The sequence below is a fragment of the Amycolatopsis sp. SID8362 genome (assembly GCF_010550475.1).
GTDB lineage: Bacteria > Actinomycetota > Actinomycetes > Mycobacteriales > Pseudonocardiaceae > Amycolatopsis > Amycolatopsis eburnea.
The window spans coordinates 1-1,083 of the sequence record NZ_JAAGNB010000555.1 but is presented as its reverse complement, the minus strand read 5'-3'; the positions used below and the strand labels follow the sequence as shown (position 1 = coordinate 1,083).

1 protein-coding gene is annotated in these 1,083 nt (G+C 75.4%); it reads left to right on the top strand.

The window, feature by feature from the left end; translation table 11 throughout:
• A partial coding sequence (locus G3I65_RS17370; protein WP_160697041.1) for an aminotransferase class V-fold PLP-dependent enzyme occupies nucleotides 1–1,083 on the top strand: 1,083 nt, incomplete at both ends.

The window sequence follows — 1,083 nt, the reverse complement described above, 5'->3', positions numbered from 1 at the left end:
CCCGATCCCGGCCGGCGGCCCGGCCGCGGTGGCAGCGGCCCTGATGGCCGAGCACGGCGAGCCCGGGACCGCGGACGCGCGCGAACCGGAGGTTGGTCGTGCTGCGGCCGAGAGCGATGGGCAGGTCGCGGTCACTGGAATCGACACCCTCGAACCCACCGCAACCGGCGTCCTCCCCCGCCACGGCGTAGGAGCCGAAGCGGCCCTCGAAGAGCTGAGCCGCCTGCTCGCCGCGGGCTCCGCCGACCCCGCCGACCCGGCCTGCGCCGCCCACCTGCACTGCCCGCCGCTCGCCGTCTCCGTGGCCGCCGATGTCGTCGCCAGTGCGCTCAACCCCTCCATGGACTCCTGGGACCAGGCGCCCGTCGCCAGCGAACTCGAGCGCGAATTCACCACCGGAATCGCCCGGTTGTGTTACCCCGACGCACCCCGTCCGGACGCCGTCGTGACCACCGGCGGGACCGAATCGAACCTGCTCGGCCTGCTCCTCGCCCGCGAAACCGGCATCGTCCAGGCCGTCTGCGGGGCCAACGCCCACCACAGCGTCGCGCGCGCGGCCTGGTTGCTCGGCCTGCCCGCGCCGGTCGTCGTGCCGTGCGAAGGCGATCGCATGCTGCCCGGCGCGCTCGCCGAGGTCGCCGGGCCGGGCACCGTCGTCGTCGCCACCGCCGGGACCACCAACACCGGCACCCTCGACCCGCTCCCCGCGATCGCCGAAATCTGCCGTCGCCAGGGGGCGCGGCTGCACGTCGACGCCGCCTACGGGGGCACGGCGCTCTGCAGCGACGCGCTCAAGGGCAAGCTCGCCGGGCTCGAGCTGGCCGACTCCGTGGCTCTCGACTTGCACAAGTTCGGCTGGCAGCCGGTCGCCGCCGGGCTGTTCGCCGCGCGGGAAGCCGCCGATCTCGCCGCGCTGACCGTGCGGGCCGAGTACCTCAACGCCGACGACGACACCGAGGCCGGGCTGCCGGACCTGCTCGGCCGGTCGATCCGGACGTCGCGGCGGCCGGACGCCTTCCGGATGGCCGTCACCGTGCGCGCGCTGGGGACCGCGGGGCTCGGCGCGCTCGTCGAACGCTGCTG